Origin of the sequence: Bdellovibrio bacteriovorus (genome assembly GCF_048286975.1) — a bacterium.
GTDB lineage: Bacteria > Bdellovibrionota > Bdellovibrionia > Bdellovibrionales > Bdellovibrionaceae > Bdellovibrio > Bdellovibrio bacteriovorus_H.
On sequence record NZ_JBLVRT010000003.1, the window covers coordinates 325,404 to 343,626 of the forward strand.

The 18,223-nt window shown below is 51.3% G+C and carries 10 protein-coding genes; 8 read left to right on the forward strand and 2 right to left on the reverse strand.

Features of this window, described 5'->3' with window-relative positions:
* Window positions 1-14 precede the first annotated feature (14 nt).
* Together ACNQKP_RS12265 and ACNQKP_RS12270 are read left to right on the forward strand one after the other, a co-directional pair.
* Window positions 15-7,676 carry a Calx-beta domain-containing protein gene (locus tag ACNQKP_RS12265; protein ID WP_417864968.1) on the forward strand — a complete coding sequence of 2,554 codons (7,662 nt, stop codon included), beginning with the start codon at window positions 15-17 and terminating at the stop codon, window positions 7,674-7,676.
* Between the two features lie 71 nt (window positions 7,677-7,747).
* Window positions 7,748-10,582 carry a hypothetical protein gene (locus tag ACNQKP_RS12270; RefSeq protein ID WP_417864969.1) on the forward strand — a complete coding sequence of 945 codons (2,835 nt, stop codon included), beginning with the start codon at window positions 7,748-7,750 and terminating at the stop codon, window positions 10,580-10,582.
* Window positions 10,583-10,624: 42 nt separating this feature from the next.
* Here the strand turns inward: ACNQKP_RS12270 and ACNQKP_RS12275 are convergent, their stop codons facing one another.
* A complete protein-coding gene (locus ACNQKP_RS12275; RefSeq protein WP_417864970.1) occupies window positions 10,625-11,299 on the reverse strand; it encodes a hypothetical protein in 675 nt (224 codons plus the stop codon).
* Window positions 11,300-11,409: 110 nt separating this feature from the next.
* Window positions 11,410-12,099: a MarC family protein gene (locus ACNQKP_RS12280; RefSeq protein ID WP_417864971.1), complete on the reverse strand. Its 690-nt coding sequence runs from the start codon at window positions 12,097-12,099 to the stop codon at window positions 11,410-11,412.
* 265 nt (window positions 12,100-12,364) lie between these two features.
* On the opposite strand from ACNQKP_RS12280, the gene ACNQKP_RS12285 reads away from it, so the two are divergent.
* From ACNQKP_RS12285 to ACNQKP_RS12310, 6 genes are all read left to right on the forward strand, one after another.
* Window positions 12,365-15,523: a S8 family serine peptidase gene (locus ACNQKP_RS12285; protein WP_417864972.1), complete on the forward strand. Its 3,159-nt coding sequence runs from the start codon at window positions 12,365-12,367 to the stop codon at window positions 15,521-15,523.
* 82 nt (window positions 15,524-15,605) lie between these two features.
* Window positions 15,606-16,118 carry a hypothetical protein gene (locus tag ACNQKP_RS12290; RefSeq protein ID WP_417864973.1) on the forward strand — a complete coding sequence of 171 codons (513 nt, stop codon included), beginning with the start codon at window positions 15,606-15,608 and terminating at the stop codon, window positions 16,116-16,118.
* 114 nt (window positions 16,119-16,232) lie between these two features.
* Window positions 16,233-16,541 carry a hypothetical protein gene (locus tag ACNQKP_RS12295; RefSeq protein ID WP_417864974.1) on the forward strand — a complete coding sequence of 103 codons (309 nt, stop codon included), beginning with the start codon at window positions 16,233-16,235 and terminating at the stop codon, window positions 16,539-16,541.
* Window positions 16,542-16,885: 344 nt separating this feature from the next.
* Window positions 16,886-17,686: a hypothetical protein gene (locus ACNQKP_RS12300; RefSeq protein ID WP_417864976.1), complete on the forward strand. Its 801-nt coding sequence runs from the start codon at window positions 16,886-16,888 to the stop codon at window positions 17,684-17,686.
* A gap of 146 nt (window positions 17,687-17,832) precedes the next feature.
* The gene (locus tag ACNQKP_RS12305) at window positions 17,833-18,042 is read left to right on the forward strand and encodes a hypothetical protein (protein ID WP_038448790.1); all 210 of its coding nucleotides are present in this window, start codon (window positions 17,833-17,835) and stop codon (window positions 18,040-18,042) included.
* Window positions 18,035-18,205 (forward strand): DUF1328 domain-containing protein, encoded by a 171-nt coding sequence (locus ACNQKP_RS12310; RefSeq protein ID WP_417864977.1) that lies wholly within the window; start codon window positions 18,035-18,037, stop codon window positions 18,203-18,205. The genes ACNQKP_RS12305 and ACNQKP_RS12310 overlap by 8 nt, the downstream gene beginning before the upstream one ends.
* Window positions 18,206-18,223 lie beyond the last annotated feature (18 nt).

The window sequence follows — 18,223 nt, forward strand, 5'->3', positions numbered from 1 at the left end:
TACTTACCAGCTGCATGGATGCCTCGTTGTCTCCTCTGCTCAGCGAAAATCAGGTCCTTCGAAAAATCACTGTGGAATCCGGAAAGACTGTGATTCTGGAAGAAGGCATTGGTCATCAGATCACTTTGGGCGTTGAAACTCCAAGTGTGCCGGGCGTGACGTTGAAACCTGAAGACTTGGGCTGGACTCTGAATGATGAGGACGGCGACTTTGAAGCTTCCAATGGCACTTTGCTGGTTCAACCGGGTATCACTTCCGTTAGCTTCATCATCAAAGCCACCCGCGATGCGGTGATTGAAAGTGATGAAACTTTCGAACTTCGTTTTACGGGCGATCGTTTCTCGGGTCTCGACAACAACGTTATTTCCTTCGTCGTGAAAGACAAAACCACCCGTGCGAAAGTGACTGCCGCGGCGACTTTGGATTTCGGCCCGCAGATGAAAGACACGGTGATTGAAAGATCCGTGACCTTCCAGAACACCGGCGATGCTCCGGCTCAAGGCCTGACTTTGGGCACCTTGTCGGCACCATTTGCCTTTAAAGGCGGATCATTCCCAGGAAACGGCGGAACCTGTTCCACCACTCTGAATGGTCACTCTTCTTGTTCGGTTGTTATTACCTACAGCCCGACAGAAGTGAACACCCACTCACAAACTCTGACTTGGAATTACACCAATCCGGATATCGCTGATAACGGTTCTTTGGGCATTTCAGGTTTGGGTGTGGAAGTTGCTGCCGTGCTTGGCGGCCGTCCGGCAAATCCCACCAACGTTGAGGATCTGGACATCACGGTTTCTGGCACCAACGTGACTCATTATCGCTACAAAGTGGGTACTCAAGGTTCGACGGATTGTTCAGTTTCCACCGGCTATTCTGTTGAAACTGCCGTTGCCGCTAAGATCATCGACGACCTTGCTGCTTTGGCCAATCAGAATCTGAAAATCTGTGTGGTGGGTAAGGATTCCAACAACTTCTGGCAGCCGTTTACCGCGGCGACGACTTATTCCTGGAACTTCGACACCATCCGCCCGTCTGTGGTAATCAGTCAAAAAACGGGACAAGCCGATCCTACCAACTCTCTTCCGGTCAAATTCACTTTGGTATTGAGCGAAGCTATTGCTGAAAGCTCTTTGAGTGATGCAGATGTCAGCTTCGCAGGCTCGGCCCCGGTTAACACCCACACCCTGACTAAGATCGACAGCACTCACTATGAACTGACCGTCTCTGGCTTGGATAGCAACGGTGTGATTCAACCGGTTATCAACGCCGACAAGTTCTCGGACCTAGCCGGAAACTTAAACGTTATCTCAACGAGCTCTGACAATCAGGTGACTTATGATACCAGTGCTCCAAACTTGCCGACGACACTAAGCTGGACTCAATCGTCCCCTACCAAGGTGACTCCGGCTGCGGCCAGCTGGACTTTGTCTGATTCCACTGACATCGCTGAACAAAAAATTCAGTTCTATAAAGACGCATCCTGCCTGCTTTTGGAAGGCACCGCGATTTCTCTTTCCACTTCGGCGATCACCCGCAATTTTGCCGGCACCGATGGAGAAACCTATACTTATAATCTGACGGTGATCGACACATCCGGAAACGTCTCGGTTTCCGGATGTTCGACAGCGCTGACCATGGATCGCACGGCGCCTTCCTTGGCTTCTTTCAATCCTGCGACCAGCGTTCGTTCAAGCCTTCCAGCTTCAGTGACGGTGACCTTCAGCGAAGCCATGTTGCAATCTGCGGTTGAAACTGAAAGCAACTGGGGTGTCACCTGCTCTGCCGGAGCCAATGTTTCTATTGCGGGTGTTTCTGCGGCAAGCGCCACTTCTGCTGTTGTGAATTTGACGGTGACGACATTGCCAGCCAATGCTGAAGTCTGCACCCTGACGGCAAAAACAACGCTGACGGATTTGGCCGGAAACGCCCTTTCTGCTGCGGGTACGGTTCAGTACACGCTGGATCTACCGGGGACGGTCGTCTCTGTGACTTCTTCATTGGCGAACGGTTCTTACAAAGCATCCCAGGTTGTAACAGTTTCAGTCCAGTTCAATGAAAACGTGACTGTGGCTGGCGGTACTCCTGAGCTATTGATTGAAACCGGATCCACGGACCGCGTTGCTACCTATATCAGTGGCACTGGCACCAACACCCTGGTGTTCCAATACACTGTTCAAGCGGGTGATAACTCTTCTGATCTTGATTATGAATCCGTCAATGCTTTGACTTTGGCCGGTGCCACGATCAAAGACAGCTTCGGTAATGACATGATTCTGACTTTGCCAGCTCCGGGCGCTGCAGGTTCACTGGCTGCCAATAAAAACATCGTCATCGACACGCAGGCGCCGGACGCCTTTGTGATCGCGGGTGTGACTGGCGGTACGGATTCGACTCAGGATGAGTGGCTGACCAATGGTTCCACCGCAACTGTCCACTGGGCGGCGGCGGCTGGCAGCACCCAGTATCTGGTTGAAATCCGCAACAGTGATGCTTCCGCTTCTGTTTGTGCGCAACAAACCGTGGCGACAACATCCCACACATTCACTGGATGCACCCTTTCAAACGGCACTCAATACACCGCGCGCATTTCTGCCCGCGATGCCGTTGGGAACTCCACCGCAGCCACCAATAATGACTTTGTGTTCACGGTGAACACTTCCGCAGTTATTGCCACCATTACGGGTCAACCTACCGGAAAAACCAATCAGACGACCCTGAATATTGACGTGGCTGGTGCTGACGTTCAGACCTATCGCTATAAGGTGGGCCCGGCGGCTTCCACCAACTGTGCCGTTGCAACTGATTATTCCGGTGATATCGCGATTGCCACCAATATCACTGATTCAGTCAGTGGCTTGGGTAACACTGATATCAAGGTGTGCGTGATCGGCAAAAACTCGGCCAGTGTCGAACAAGCCCTGACCTCTGCCACCACGGCAACTTGGACTCAGGATCTGGTCGCCCCGACTTTGACCATCAACCAAAAATCCGGTCAGGCTGATCCGACCAATGCCGTCCCGGTGGAATTCACCATCGTGGCCAGCGAAGCCATCGCAAACTTCGTTACCGCCGACATCACTCAGTCAGGAACCGCCACGGGCATCACCTGGAGCCTGACAACTTCAGACAATATCACCTGGTCCCTGAAGGCCACGGCCATCACTGGAGCTGGCACCCTGATCCCATCCATCACCGCCAATAAAGTGACGGATGTGGCTGGCAATAACAACACTGCCAGCACCAGCACGGACAATCAAATCACTTACGAGACGACCAAGCCGTCTTTGACCATCAATCAAAAAGCCGGTCAAACAGACCCGACCAACACCCTGCCGATTGAATTCACAGTGGTGTTCACGGAAGCCATCAATGCCAGCACCTTTGTGGTGGCAGACATCACTCAAGGCGGGACCGCTTCTGGTATCACTTGGAGTCTTTCCACTTCCGACAATATCACCTGGACGTTGCAAGCCACTGCCGTCACCACGGCCGGAACTTTGATTCCGTCAATTACTGCTGGCAAAGTCAGCGATCCGGCCGGCAATACCAACAACGCTTCGACCACCACTGATTCCACGGTGACATACGATATCACAGCCCCAGTGAATGCCGCTTCCCTGGCTTGGCAGCAAACATCCCCGACAAACACCACAAGCCTTGTGGCTTCGTGGACCAAGTCCACCAGTCCGGATCTGGCATCACAAAAAGTCCGATTCTACACCGGTGCTGCTTGTGACACTTACACCGGCACGGAAAACTCTGCGACCAGTTCTGCGACCACGTCGAACTTCACAGGCGTGAACGGCACGACTTACACTTATCAGGTCATTTCTTTGGATACGGCCGGGAACTCGATCACTTCGGCTTGTTCCAGCGCGATTGTTATTGATACGACTGTTCCAACCGTTACCAACATCACTTCCAATAAAGCCAATGGCGCTTACACAGTGGGTGATGTTATTGACGTGCGTATCACGTTCTCTGAAAATGTGAACGTCACCGGGACTCCGCTGATTGCCCTGAATACGACCCCGGCCCGTTCAGCTTCTTACGCTTCTGGCACCGGCACGAACACACTTGTCTTTAACTATACAGTTCAAGCCACGGACACCGCGGCGGACCTGAACTATGCCGCGACCACGTCTTTGACCGTAGCCTCTGCAACCATTCGTGATGCGGCTGCCAACAACGCGACTCTGACCTTGCCGGCGACGGGGGCTGCGGGCTCATTGGGCACGAATAAAAACATCGTGATCGATACGACCGCTCCAAGCATCACCACATTCACTGTGACCAATACGACGCCAACAAACAGCACGACATTCAATATTACTTCTGCCGTCAGTGGCAGTCCGACCACTTATTGTATTATGGAAAACAACACGGCGGTTGCGTCCTGCACTTGGACGGCCGGCGCTTCACTTCCTGCGACGTTTACTGTGACCACCGTGAATGAAGCCAAAACACTTTATGCCTGGGTGAAAGATGCCGCAGGCAACGTCAGTGCAATGGCTAGTTCAGCATCGATTACATTCGATAACACTCCACCGACGGCAACCCTGTCCGGCCAACCCACCGGGTCCAGTGCAAAATATGCACTGAATATTGATGTCAACGGCAGTGATGTTGTCGCCTACAAATATAAATTGGGTGTCGCCGGTTCCACGGACTGTACTGTGGCAGCGGGATACTCGGCTTCTGAAGTATCCAGCTCAACAAATATCACTGACAACATTTCCGCACTGGCTAATGGAAGCATTAAGGTGTGCGTGGTCGGCAAAGACACCGCTGGAAACTGGCAGACCTATGCGGCTGCAACCACTGTGACCTGGACTAAAAATTCTCCGGCTATTCAGTTTAGCGCTACGACATCCAGCGTTTCTGAATACAACGATCCGACGCATACAGTGGCAGTCAGCATCCCATCCGCCGTCGATATCGCCGTCAGTGTCAGCTATACCTATTCCAATGGTTCCGCACCTTCGGCAACGATGGGATCCGACTATACCGCCACAAACGGCACGGCAACAATTGCGGCAGGCAGCACTTCCGTGAACATATCAATTCCGATATTGGATAACAGCACGGAAGAATATAGCGAAACCTTCAAAATCACCCTGAGTTCGCCAGTGGGTGGTTCACTGGGTACGAATACGGTTCACACCGTGACAATCACAGATGACGAAGCTCCCCCGCTGGTAACGATTCAGGATGTCTATGTTGTCGAGGGCGCTTCCACAAGCCTGATGGCAACACTGTCACACCCAACAGACAAAGGCTCTGTTTCCATCAACTGGACCCGTGATACCTGCACAGGCACTGACTGTGCCACGGCTGGTACGGACTATACGATGACAACCACTTCGGGCACAGCTTCTATTGCATCAGGGGCAACCTCTGTCACGTTTGGCAGTCTGACAACAATCAACAACTCGGCTGACGAACTTTACAAACGCATTCCAATCAAAATCACCGGTATCACCGGTGGTACATCTTATATTTCCAATGCCGATATCTTTATCAACGACAATGACAGCCCGGCCGGAAAGGATGCCGTGGATGTTGCTGCCGGTGACAACCACACCTGCGCCCTGACCAGCAACGGTAACGTCTATTGTTGGGGCCACAATGGGGCCGCGCCTCTGGGACAAGGGAACTACTATCCGAGTTCTTCACCACTGCTGGTTCCGTTAGCCGCCCCTGCCGTAGGGATTGCCTCCCTATATAACAACGTCTGTGCTGTGTTAAACAACGGGGCGCTTTACTGTTGGGGTCAAGGAAGTCACGGTACTTATCCGGGCGGTGGTTTTACCGGAACCAGCTCAATAAGCACTCGTTTGACTCCGACACTTGTGACAGGAATGAGTTCGGGCGTCACCCACGTAAGTATTGGCTGGGGTAACTCTTGCGCCATTCAAAACGGGGCCGTTTATTGCTGGGGTATCAAAGAAAGTGGTATTCTCGGAGATCCCGCAACCGCTTCTCCGACAACAGCGCCCGTAGCAATTCCAAGCTTGAATTCGGGTGTGACAAAAATCTCAAGTGGCCAGTTCCATGCTTGTGCCATCAAATCCGGAGCATTGTACTGCTGGGGGCAAAACTCCAACGGCGAAGTGGGTGTTGGCAGCACCACTCTGGTGGGTACACCGACGGTGATCAACGGCCTGGGAACTGTCACTGATGTTTGGACGGGCTACTATGGCACCTGCGCGAAAAACAATTCCAATCAGGTCTATTGCTGGGGTAATAATTCTGACAACCAGCTGTTGAGCAACACCACTGCGGATGTCACCTCGCCGCTTTTGATGGCGGAACTTGCCGGAGCCACAGATATTTACTTTGGTATCCAGTTCTGCGCAGCTTTAGCCGGTGATTTGCATTGTAAAGGCAGAAACTATTTTGGTGAAGCCGGAATCAATCAGCCGACAGGAACCTCTGTGATTCCTCTAACCCCAGTGGTTGGAGGCTCTGGCGGTGTCACAGCAGTTGCGGGCTCTACAGGCGCTCACACCTGTTTCGTGCGCAGTGGCCAGGTTTATTGCACCGGATTCTCTGGATTCGGTCAGCACGGGGACCAGCAGCCTCTGCAGTCCAATGCCCACGTCCTCAGCCCTAAATTCAGTGGTGCCAGCACCATTTCCATTTTCACTGAACATGCTTGCGGCATCTTCAGCGGGGCCGTGAAATGTCTGGGTGACAGCTACTATAACAAAACCGGAAATCTGCTGACAGATCGTATTTATCAGGCTCCGACCCAGGTGAAAAATTTGACCTCTGGAGCCACCAAACTTGCAAGTTCCAGCTCCGGCACTTGTGCCATTGTGTCAGGCGGTGTTCAATGCTGGGGTCGCAACTTTATTCGCGCTGCCGCAAGCTCTTCGGGAAATCCCAACATTCCCGCCGGGCTCTCTTCAGGGGTTACGGATTTGGCAATGAGTTTTGGCAGCACTGTTTGCGCCGTTGCGGCGGGCAAACTTTATTGCTGGGGTCAGGTTGATATCATTCCTTACTTGGATCTTGCTGTAGATTTCTATTATGCGCCGGTAGAGATCACCGCCGCTGGCTCCAATAACGTGTCCGTCTCTCTGGGACGCCATCACGGTTGTGTGTTGAAGACAGACAAAACCGTCTGGTGTACAGGGTATAACGCCCACGGTCAGTTGGGTCAGGGGGATACCACTGACAGAATCAGCCTGCATCAGGTGCCGGGTCTGACGAATGTCGATGAATTACAGGCTTCCAGTTATGGAACTTGTGCCCGCATCGGAACAACGTCCATCAAATGTTGGGGGCAAATAACTGGAAATGGAACCAACACCAACCAAAAGACGCCTGTTGATATAGGAAGCTTCACGAACGTGACTCGTCTGACCAGCGGTTACACCAACCACTGCGCGATCAACAACGGCGCCGCCTATTGCTGGGGCTTTAATCGCTATGACCAACACGGCTTGAATGACTATCAGACGAATGAATACCATTTTTCTCCGACGGCTTTGGCGACTCTCAATGCCATCGGCACTGTGACTGATCTGGAAGTTCGTGGCGCTTATGGTATTTGCGGTAAAATTGGCACAAACTGGTACTGCTCGGGTATCGACACCAACAGCGAGCTGGGAACCAACAGAAAACCATTCCGCCTGGCCCCGGTTTCCATGGGACCGTTCCCTAATTAAACCAAATTACTTCTTGATTAACCCTCTGTATCCCCCCTAAATTTTAGGGGTTCAACACACAGAGGAACCTAATGAAAAAGCTTCTTTTATCCATGCTGGTGGCCCTTTTGGCGCCAACGGCGGCCCTGTCCCAGTATGAGGTTGTCGATAACTCTCAAAGCCCCCCTCTTCAATGGAAGACGATCGAAAACGAATACGTCAAAGTCATTTACCCGGAAGCCTTCCGCCCGAAGGCGGTCTATGTGGCGAATCTGATTAAACACAACGCCGCTGTGGTGGGCCTGAGTTATGGAATCACCAAGCCGAAAAAAGTGACATTGATCATCCGCAACGAAGTGGCCCTGCCCAACGGATTTGTGGCACGCGCTCCCCGCCGCACCGAGTGGTTCAATGCCGGTGCTTACAGCCCGATGGTGGGTTCTTTGGAATGGCTGCAAATCCTGTCCATCCACGAATACCGTCACGTCCAGCAGATGGATGATTTTAACAAAAACACGGTTCGCTACTTTGACTACCTGTTGGGGGACCTGGGCCTGAATCTGGCTGACGTCATTTCCAAAAAACCCTGGATGGCCGAAGGTGATGCCGTTTACGCGGAAACCAAATACACCGACGGTGGCCGCGGCCGATCCCCGCGCTTCCTGACTCGTCTGAAGGGAATTTTGCTTGGAGGCGAAACTCCAAGTTACGATCAGTTCGTCAACGGCACTTATCGGGATGTGCTGGTGAATCAATACGTTTACGGCTATGTGCTGATCTCGCGCGCTTATCAAAAGTACGGCGATGACTTCTGGGAAAAACTGACAGACAAAATCACTCATGGCCCCCACCCGTTCCGACTGGAATCCGCGTTCAAAGAGCTGACCGGTGTGGAGTTTAAAACCTTCTACTATGAAACCTTCAGTGAGCTGCGTGAGGCCTGGAAAAAAGATGCCTTCACGGATGTTCCAAAGACAGAGTACTCTGTATCCTTTAATCCCAAGATTGCAAATGGTCACATGTACTATGTGAAATTTGACATGAACACGGTTCCGGCGATCTACAAGTCCACCGCTCAAGGCGAGGAAAAAGTTATTGATGTGCCTTACTCCGAAGACCTGAGCCGTATTGACTATTCCGGCACCCACGCCGTGTACACTGACTATGTACCTCACCCACGTTATGGCTTTGAGGGGTCCGCGAATCTGACCCTGGTGGATCTGAATGACGGATCTCAGTCTTACATCACTTCGCACCGTCGTCTTTACAATCCGAAGTTCAGCACCCACGGCAAATCCATCCTGGCGGCGGAATACACCGACAAGATGGCCTGGAACATTCAAGAGATCAGCCTTGAAGGCAAAAACCTTCGCACTCTGTCGCTAAAAGGATTGGACCTGCTGGAAGCGGCGGCACTGAATGCGGATGAGGTGATTGCCATTGCTTCTGACAACACCGGACACAAGGCGCTGATTCAGGCACGTTTCGGGTCGGATCAATACAAGGTCCTTTTGCCCTTCTCTCGCAACAACATCTTCTGGCTGCAGACCAACACCAACGGAGAGGCGCTGTTTGAGGCACAATACAAAGGTGCCAACGAAGTCTTCCATATTAACTCTGCAAGCGGCGCGCTTAAACAGTGCACGCAAAGCAGGATTTCCTCTTATGCGCCGAGCTTTGATGGCACTTCCGTGCTCTATACGGAAGAAACACCTTACGGAGCACGCACCAAAAAAGCCGACCTGAGCGCATGCTCGGATCTGGCGTCGTCCCAGCTTGTGGACTTTAACTATCTGGGTGACAATCCAAGTGACAACTACAACAAGTTCCCACCAGCTCCCCTGAAGGATCAGGCTTCTTTATATACAGCGAATGCGGACCAATACCCAGAAACTGATTACGGCATGCTGGATGCCCGCGGGTTCACACCGCACAGCTGGAATTTCTTTGGCGGCAGAGGTCTGGCCCTGACAGTGATGACCGACAACTATCTGCGCGATTTTGGCTCTGCCATCACGATCGGATCTGATGGAGAGGAAAACACGCCGTTTACGTCGGTAAAAATTGACTTTAAAAGATACTGGCCGGTCGTCAGCCTGTTGGGAGACATCCGCAATCGTGCCGCAGACGTAAATATGAACACACAGGAACTGACCTGGCGTGAAGGTTCGTACGGTTTGGGTGTGGCCCTGCCGTACACTTTCAAGAATCACACGTACAGCGGCTACCTTCAGCTGGATTATTCAGCGAAGATTCTGAAAACCGAAAGTTATCGTCTGGACAAAGTTTCCGTTCCGGGATCCCAGGCTTCCACTTACGTGGATCAAAAGGCAGGGGTGCTATTCTCTTATACGAAATCTGCGCAACCTCGTGCGATTCTGCCGCCATTGGGTGTCGATCTTCAGGCGTTCTATGAAGATGCCAGCGGTGTTTCTGATGAAGAAGCGCCGGGTTCTTACCGCACCTTTGGACAAGCTCGCTTGTATCTGCCAGGGTTCCTTGCCAACAACGGCATCCGTCTGACTGGAAACGGTCAGGAAAATCGTGAAGGCACGGGCAACTATATCTTCCCTACCCCGGCGTTCAATCCGGTGGGCTACATCTATTCCCGCGGCTTTGATTATCTGCCGGCAGACCGCTTCGTAAAGGGCAGCTTTGAATACATGTTCCCGCTGACCTATCCGGACTACAACCTGGGGGCTTGGATCTATTTCAAACGTCTTTATGGAAATCTGTACATGGATCACACCAAAGTGGTTCTTGGGAACATCCATGCAAACTTGAACAGTTATGGTGCGGAATTGATCGCGCAGACTGTGGTCTTCCGCTTCCTGCCAGTCGACTTTGGCTTCCGCTATATTCAGAAAGTGGAACCGGCCGAGGGTGAAGGCGAAATCTTCCTGGGCACAAACTTAGCTGTGTTCTAAAAACAAAAGGCCTGCGAAAGCAGGCCTTTTGTTTTTCCAGTCCTAGCGACCGACAGTCCCGGGAATCCCGTCAAACATGATACCCACCGTAAAGTAGGACCCCGACAGATCCAGAGAGTTCACACTGGTACTGACCGAACCAGAGCGTTTCAGGTCATCCACCTTGTTGTGCTCAATAGCGCCTTCAAATACAAAATAGAATCGCTTGTAACCCAAAGCCAATGAGACTCCCGCCGCGGCACAAGGGGATGCGTACCAGCTCTCTCCGACACTCTTGGTGTAGTCACCGTTTTGAGCCAGGGTCTTCATCGTGACTTTCGTGTTGGTGCCGCCAACACCAGCAAAGGCATCGACGCGATAAAAGTCCTCACGAACAATTGGAACACGTGCAATCAGCAGGAAAGCATCCTGGTCAATTTTGGCCGAATAGTCGGTATTAGGGTCGGCCGGATTTTCTTCACTGTCAGCGAGCTTCTTGGCATAGCGAGCGCCCACATCCAGATATTTCATCACAGGATAGGTAATTTCCAGGCCCAACTGCGTGACACCTTCAATTTTTTTCATGGATTGAGCTTCCAGACTGTCATTCAGTTCATCAAGCTTAACACCCGTCATTCCCGCAAAAAAACGGGCCTGAACCGGAATCTCAACCGCCGCAGAGGCCGTGGCTGATACGATTAAAGAAAATAATCCAACGACAATAGGGAACTTCATCATACTCACCTCGTGAAGTTCTATAGTAAGTATGACGAAGCAATTTGCTCAAGTCTGGGCCGATGGATCCCATCCATTTCTCGACCGCAAACTTGGGATTGTTTTCAGGACTTTTAAGGTTTCAACGATGGGTAAATCTCAATCAGACTGATCATCCCGTTCACGATGATCTGAAGCCCCACGCAGAACGTGAGAAAACCCACCAGTTTGTTGCAGACCTGCGCGGCCTGAGGGCTGAGTTTGGCCAGAATGGTCGGTGCAGAATAGTAGCAAACAAACACCGTCGCACACATCAACACACACGCAACAAGAACGGCCACGACTTTGAACAAGTGCACCTGCGTGTCGGGATGGTAGCTGTTGGCACTGAGGGCCAGTAAAACTGAAATGGTCCCGCCTCCCATCGTGGTCGGAAACGCCAAGGGATAGAACAAATGTGACATCAGGGAATTTTGCGGTTTTTGAGTGGCCGCTATGTTTTTCTCAGGGTCTTCCTCATCGTCGGTCTTAGAAAGAATCTGCAAGGCCATACGTGCAATGATAAAGCCCCCCGCCAACTGTACAACTGCTGTTGAGATTCCGAACAGGCGGAAGAAATAGACCCCGAAAATAGACACCACAAAACACAGCGCCAGACAGAACACCGCGATGGAGATGGCTGCCTTGCGACGAACCTCTGCGGAGTGCCCCATAAAGAAGGGCCCCACCACCAACGAGCTTCCAATCGGGTTGACCGGCGGAAACAGGGCCAGAAATGACAAAAAGACCAAATGAAAGAATGAATGAATTGAGACTGTTTCCATCGTTATAATCCTGGTTGGTTTCCACCTAAACTACTTTAAGTTCGCCCTGGCAGACAATGACAATTGATTCGCCTGCGGGCACACAAATAGTCCTCATTTCCTCACAATAAGCTTGCGCTAAGCCCTCCAAAGCACTAGAAAAAGTGCCGAAACTGGTGGCATTTTTTCCGGCACGGATCTTGGAATATTCCCCACTGGAATTCCAAAAACCCGTTTTTCGGTGTCGCTATGGCACTGAAATGCAACATGAGAGCAAAGGGCGCAAATGAGAACGTCTAACCCGAACACAACACCAAGAATTTTTTCATCCCTGCTGATTTCAGCTTTGCTGTTCACTGCCTGCAGCCCATCGGCTCAAGCTCCGAAAGGTCAGATCTTCAATTCAGACTTCCTGGAAGGCCTATACAGCAACCGCCCTACCGTTGAAGATCCGTACATCTTTATCGTCAAACTTTCCAATCCGGCATTGCTTGAAACTGCGCAAAGAAAAGACGGCAAGCTGGTCATCGATAAAAAGCTTCTTGCCGCGATTCAAGCAGAGCAGGAAGCCACTGTTGAGGAACTTAAAAAGATCTCTTCAGACATCAAGGTTCTTATTCGCTACAAACTGGTATTGAATGGTTTCGCAGTTTGGGCACCCGCAAACGTCTATGAAAAGATCAAATCAGTTCCTAACATCACCCTTTCCGAAAAAGCCGGCTCTTTCGCCCGTCCAATGGAAGAAGACGATATCAATCTGAAAGGACTGGTAGGTAAAAATACATCTGTGAACTTCATCGGTTCCGAAGCGGCCTATGCCCAGAACATCCGTGGTCAGGGCATGCGTGTGGGCGTGATTGACACCGGTGTCGACTACACACATAAAATGCTGGGTGGCGAAGGAACGGAAGAAGCTTACAAAGCCGTGAATCCAAATGAAGCACATGCGTCCTTCCCGAACAAAAAAGTTGTTGGTGGTATCGACATCGTGGGCTCTGAGTACAACTCTGGGCATACGAACCCTCTGAAGCGCATTCCGGTTCCGGATGCCAATCCTTTGGATGAAGCGACTCACGGCACACACGTGGCTGGGACTGTGGCTGGTGTCGGTGATGGTGTAAACACCTACAGCGGTGTGGCTCCTGATGCAGACCTGTATGCGATCAAAGTCTTTGGCGCGAAAGGTTCCACCAGTGATGAGGTGGTTATCGCGGCCTTGGAGTACGCGGCGGACCCGACGGGAGACCTGACTTTCCAGAAACAACTTGATGTTGTAAACCTGTCTTTGGGCAGCGGTTACGGCAATCCTCACATCATGTACAATCACGCCATCAAAAATCTCGTGCGTGGTGGAACCATTGTTGTGGCCGCCGCTGGTAACAACGGCGACCTGCCATACATCGTGGGCGCGCCGTCTGTTTCTGATGACGCCATTTCAGTTGCCAACAGCATCGACAACATGAACCAGAACGTTCAGTTCCCGGCAGCGGAATTCACAGTCAGTGGTGAAGCCCTGATTGTTGAAGCCACTGAAGGTGCTATTTCAAAACCTCTGGCGGATGTTCAATCCCTGAAAGAAGAGCTGGTTTACATCGGCACTGCCGCAAAACCATTGGACGAAGCGACAAAGGCGCGTTTACAGGGTAAAATTGCTTTGATCGATCGCGGTGAAGTGAACTTCTCCGTAAAAATCCAGGCGGCTCAGGAAAATGGAGCTATCGGTGTGGTTGTTGCCAACAATGCTGAAGGTGCGCCAATCGTAATGGGCGGCGAGGGCAAGTTTGACATTCCGGCGATCATGATTGATCTGGCCTCCGCAAAAAAAGTGAAAGCGGGCATGGCGCAAAGCCCGGTCGTAGTTGATCTGAAGACCACTGCGAAAATCGAAAAGCCGTGGATGGCGGACACTATCTCCCCGTCTTCTTCGCGTGGCCCCCGCTCTGAAGATGGCATCATCAAGCCTGAAATCTCCGCTCCGGGTACAAACATCATCTCTGCTGCCAGCCGTGCAGGAGACAAAGGTGCCAACATGACCGGCACCAGTATGGCCAGCCCGCACATCGCCGGCGTTATGGCGTTGCTGAAGCAGAAATACAATGCCCTGTCCCCGGCTGAACTGAAATCCGTTTTGCTGGCGCATGGTAAAGTAATCAACGCAGCTGATAAAAAAGTTTACTCCGTCAGCCGCCAAGGGGCTGGCCGTGTGCAAGTGGCCGAATCCCTGAATGCCAAAATCGTGACAGTCCCTGCCGCTGTTTCATTCGGCATCACGGACGTTGAAAAACAAAAGACTTTGGCTAAAGAAATCACCGTCAAAAACATCAGTGACGAGTCTGTGACTTTGACGGCTCACTGGACGGGTTCTGAGGCATTGCAGATCTCAGCTCCGGCTGTGACTTTGGCAGCTGGCGAATCCAAGACGGTTTTGGTGAAGGCAAAAATCAACGCTTCATTGATGGAAAATCAAACTGACGAGCTGGATGGTTACCTTTCCCTGAAATCCCAGGATCAGACTTTGGCACAACTGCCGGCATTGGCCGTGACCCGCAAGATTTCCAGAATTTCTGCGTCTTCTTTGGTGGTTCACTCCTCTTCCAAAGCGGACAGCGCTGGCAGTCTGGCAGAAGTCGTGCTGAAAAATGACAGTGTGAATCCGGGTGAAGCTTACCTGTTCAACCTGTTGGGTGCTGACGGTCGCAAGAAATCCCCGAAGCAGGATCTGGTTCACAACCGCAACTGTGACCTTCAGTCTGCGGGTTACCGTGTGATTGAATCCGACAAGGGCCGCGTACTGCAAGTTGCTTTGAAATTGTACGAAGGCATGACCACTTGGCAGCGTTGTGAAGTGAATGTGCAGATTGATTCCAACGGTGACGGTTTGGCGGATCAGGAACTGGCGGGTTTGCCGGCTTCGGACCTGCCGGGTATGACAGGCGATGACTTTGTCAGCCTGCTACTGGATGGCAACCAAGCCCGCGAAATGCGTCGTCAGTACGAAAAAGACTTCGCCGCAGATCCAGGCAAGGCCAAAGAAGACTACAGCGGTGCTGTTTTGGATATGCGCGGAATGGGCGTCTTTGACAACTCCACTTTGGCTATCATCGAAGCTGATATTTCCATGCTTTCCTTTGCAGAAACTGGCGAGATCAGCCTGAAGGTCTCTACGACCCACGGTGACAACGGCGCGATCGAATACGACGACTATCTGGGTGAGCACAGCTCTCAATGGGAAAAGGTTTCTGTGAACACGAATGCTCAGGCCTACACCCAGATTCCGGAAGTGATCGAACTGGATGCTCAAAGCAGCACAACCGTGAACCTGATCAAAGGCTACGGCGCTGGCGACCTGATCCTGTACGCACCACAGAATCGCTCTGTCCGGGACGTGCTGCTTGAGGACAACCAGTCCCAGCTGATTCCAGCCTTGTTCAGCGACGAAAATTAATTTTAGTTTGTAATTTTCGCTAACATCCATAAACTTTAAAGGGGGATTGCAATCCCCCTTTTTCTTTTTAAGGATGGTGGCTATGAAACAACTTCTGGTAATTGCGGCTTTGGCACTTCTTTCTTCTTGCGCGATGAAGGGACAAAGCATTCGTGATGTTCCCACCATCAACTCTCAGAACATTCAAGCGCCATTGCGTGACCTTCCCAAGAAAGAAGTGGCCCTCAGCGTGGTTGACGCCCGTAAAGATGAAGTGAAAGTTCAAAGCGATGAATTGCGCTCGGAAGTCCGCCGTGCTGTTGCCGAGGCATTGGAACGCCAGGGCGTGGCAGTCAAAACTCCGGGGGCGAATTCGCTGTTGCTGACAATTGAAGATTATCAAACCGGCCAGTTCAAAGAAGGCTGTGTGAAAGTTTCCGGTGTTCTGACCATTCCAAACAAAGCCAAGGCCAAAGCCGAAGCTTCCAGTTGTTTTGAAACCAAACACCCCTTCGGCTTCAAAATGGGCACGGATATCACCAAAGCCTATGAAGAAGCATTAAACCTGCTGTTTAAAAATCTGGATTCCGCTTTGTCTGAGGTTTATTTGCGCTAAAAACGCGGCCTTACCGGTAATTTCAAAGATCTCAACCATTCCCTGACAATCTCCTGACAACATTAGCGGAACATTTTGGTTATAGTCCCGGTTCTAAAAACACAAGGAGATAGAATGAAAGCACTTATCTTTGCTCTTACTTTGGGCCTTTCTGCTGCTGCTCAGGCCGACAACTGCGTTTCTGCTGATGGTTTGATCATCCCGAACGGCAAAACTGTTCGCATGTATTATAGCTCCCAGCCAACAAAAGAAATCGGCCCGAACTACACATGCAACAGCACTTTCCGCACTCGCACCTGCATTGATGGCGCGCTTTCTACTTCCGTGATCACTTGCAGTGAATATGATTCTGGTGGCTGTGTTGACTGGTGGATGGACCGCTTGCAAGACACAGACTTCAGCTTCGCTCAGTGCAACGACTAAGTTCATAAATAAAAAAAGCCAGGGTCTCCTGGCTTTTTTATTCCAGCATCTTCTTCAACTGGTCTCATTCCGCATCCCCTGCCATGCCCATCACTTTCGTTGAAAATTCTCTGATTTAAAGAATCATCAACTTCATTTCTTGCCAGACTTCCGTCGGCATTTTCAAACCCATCGTCCTGAAATTTTATGTTTCAGTGTGAAATTTAACATACTTCACAGGCCTTCTTGTATTTTGAAAGTACAGCTTTGTCTTACACCGGTGACATGATTTTGAACCCATAACAGTTTAGCCGGCACCGTTTTCACGTTCTTCAAGCAGGAGCCCCCGACACTCTGGAGGTCTTTTGACGAACCTTAAGCATCTAACGAAAGCTGTTTCTTTCGCCGCTATTGCTATTGCCTTTCTGCTGGCGGCAGGTTGCTCCCCTTCCTCTACTTCCCTGAAAGATCTGGCCAGCACCATCGAAGATGGAAACGGCAGCGCAGGAACCCCGGATGACGGCGAACAAGCACCAACCGAGCCCGCCACACCCGCCGAACCTTCCGTGCCGTCTGTACCCGACAACAGCTACAAAATGGAAGCCCTGTCCTGGGAAACATCCACAAATCCTGAACGCAGACAGTGGTCTGAGTATCTGCAAAAAATCGTCCTGGATGACTGGAACACTCTTTTGGGTGGCGCGGATGACATGAGCAAGTTCTGCCCTCGCTACAGTTCTTTGGACAACGATCAGCGCGCCAATGTATGGGCTGCATTGTTCTCAGCCATGGCGAAATACGAAAGTGCTTACAGCCCGACTTCACGCATGCATGAAACGACCATGGGCACAGATCCTGTGACCGGAAATCCGGTTTATTCGGAGGGTCTGTTGCAGCTGTCCTATCAGGATGTGCAGTGGGCGCGCTGGTGTGAATTTGACTGGAGCAAAGACAAAAACCTGGCTGCGAAAGATCCGAAGAAAACCATTCTGGATCCGTACAAGAATCTTTACTGTGGTGTTGGCATCATGGCCAAACAGATCAAAAACAAAGGCCTGATCACAGTAGGATCCGGAGCGTACTGGGCTGTGCTAAAAAGCGGTGGCAAATATCAGAAGATCACCGAGATCTCGGGTATGGTCAAAAAATTATCCTTCTGTAAGTAACAAGACGGTCGGGCGTCGCTCTGATTTCCCTCGGGGGGCGCCCGTTCCGCACGATCTTTTTGTTTTCTAAAACATTTCCTTTAAAATCTTAGCCTTTCAAATCTTCTGCACCGATCCTATAGACCACCACATACGTGGGAGGAATCATGCAGGAGCCATTGGATCAGTCTGAAAAACATATCCAGGAACTGTGCCCCATCTGGGAGCTGGACGAGATGCAAAGAGCATCCAAGCGCCATCAGCGCGAAACCGTCCCGTATCCGTCGCAGATGAACAGCTCACGGGACAACTTTGAAGACTACTATCTGCACCCGCACTCGCCTCCTGCCCCAACTGAAAGGAGCTCTTATGCTTAGAGCCGCGATAGCTTTCTTTATTTTAGCGATTGTAGCTTACATCTTCGGTGCCAGCGGCATAGCGGGACTGTCGGTGGAAATCGGACGAATCCTGCTGTTCGTCTTCCTGGCTTTGGCCGTTATTAGCTTTATCATCAATCTTGTCAGCGGTCGAAAGCCCTGACGGAAAAATAAAAACGGC

What these genes read in the sequence shown, in the direction of transcription:
- ACNQKP_RS12265 (WP_417864968.1), top strand. Translation starts at nt 15, where the DNA reads ATGGATGCCTCGTTGTCTCCTCTGCTCAGCGAAAATCAGGTCCTTCGA.
- ACNQKP_RS12270 (WP_417864969.1), top strand. Translation starts at nt 7,748, where the DNA reads ATGAAAAAGCTTCTTTTATCCATGCTGGTGGCCCTTTTGGCGCCAACG.
- ACNQKP_RS12275 (WP_417864970.1), bottom strand. Translation starts at nt 11,299, where the DNA reads ATGATGAAGTTCCCTATTGTCGTTGGATTATTTTCTTTAATCGTATCA.
- ACNQKP_RS12280 (WP_417864971.1), bottom strand. Translation starts at nt 12,099, where the DNA reads ATGGAAACAGTCTCAATTCATTCATTCTTTCATTTGGTCTTTTTGTCA.
- ACNQKP_RS12285 (WP_417864972.1), top strand. Translation starts at nt 12,365, where the DNA reads ATGAGAACGTCTAACCCGAACACAACACCAAGAATTTTTTCATCCCTG.
- ACNQKP_RS12290 (WP_417864973.1), top strand. Translation starts at nt 15,606, where the DNA reads ATGAAACAACTTCTGGTAATTGCGGCTTTGGCACTTCTTTCTTCTTGC.
- ACNQKP_RS12295 (WP_417864974.1), top strand. Translation starts at nt 16,233, where the DNA reads ATGAAAGCACTTATCTTTGCTCTTACTTTGGGCCTTTCTGCTGCTGCT.
- ACNQKP_RS12305 (WP_038448790.1), top strand. Translation starts at nt 17,833, where the DNA reads ATGCAGGAGCCATTGGATCAGTCTGAAAAACATATCCAGGAACTGTGC.
- ACNQKP_RS12310 (WP_417864977.1), top strand. Translation starts at nt 18,035, where the DNA reads ATGCTTAGAGCCGCGATAGCTTTCTTTATTTTAGCGATTGTAGCTTAC.